2 pseudogenes are annotated in these 1,101 nt (G+C 38.1%); one reads left to right on the forward strand and one right to left on the reverse strand.

Annotated elements, in window-relative coordinates:
* Nucleotides 1–79: 79 nt before the first annotated feature.
* A pseudogene (locus NL42_RS12530) lies at nucleotides 80–581 on the forward strand (NUDIX hydrolase).
* 345 nt (nucleotides 582–926) lie between these two features.
* Here the strand turns inward: NL42_RS12530 and NL42_RS12535 are convergent.
* Nucleotides 927–1,101 (reverse strand): annotated as a pseudogene (locus NL42_RS12535) (hypothetical protein); the annotation flags it as partial.

Genomic DNA, 1,101 nt, shown 5'->3' on the forward strand with positions numbered 1-1,101 from the left:
AGTCGCCAATCCGCAAAATCCCTAAAAGTTTGTAGGTTAAAACGTACATTGAGAAATAATTTAACTTTTCAAAGCGAATATGAATAATAGCCACCTTGTTACTTCAAGAAAAAAATCAAATGCGTATTAGAAAATCTTCAAGACTATTAGTTATTAATGAAAATCATCAAATTTTGTTATTTCAATTTACCCATACAAATGATGCCTTAGCTGGACAATCACATTGGGCAACTGTCGGTGGTGGGCTTGAAGAAGGGGAAACTTTCGAGCAAGCAGCTTGCCGAGAGCTTTATGAAGAGTTAGGAGTCGTAAGGCAGAATGTAGGAACTCATGTTGCAACGCGCAATTTTGAAATGATGTTACCAAGTGCGGAAGTTGTACTTTCTGATGAAAGACTCTTTATTGTTTTTATTAAAAATGAAGAAGTGAATACAGCAAACTGGTCAGAACATGAAAAACTTGTGATTAGTAAAAGCCATTGGTGGACGTTTGATGAGCTAAGCCAAACAAAAGAGATTGTTTATCCAAACAACATTCCTAAAATTCTTATAGATAGCCTCCCAGAAATTTTTAAATCCTAAAAATTCAGATATAAAAAAAGCCCAACATCCTGTTGGGCTTTTTCGTATTTGGTTGCTAGATATGACTCCTGTCGTATCTCACGCTCCTAGTGCATGAACCTATTATTGTTGTTTTGTGTTCCGGAACATCCTGTTCCTGTATGAACTCATCATAGGAAAAAAGTAGGAAGTCGCCAATCCGCAAAATCCCTAAAAGTTTGTAGGCTAAAACGTACAAGATCACCTTTTATATATCTTATTTTGAATTCGATTCTGGCCTCTGTGCCACAACAGACTTTAATCTTTTGCGCTGATTTAAAGTAAGAAACCATTGCAACACAGAGATAAAGGAGCTAAGCCAAACGCTTAGCCCATATTACTTTTGTCACACCGCTGCATGACGCTGAAAAAAGTAGGGGCAAAGTCCTGTGGGAGAACAGGACTTTGCAAACTGACATGTTCTAGGCGCTGCATCAGCTTAGATGAGTAAGCTTGTTCAAGTCGCTGGTAAATACAGTCGCAACTGGCTTGGGTGTGCCCA

The organism is Acinetobacter sp. GN11, from assembly GCF_054823985.1.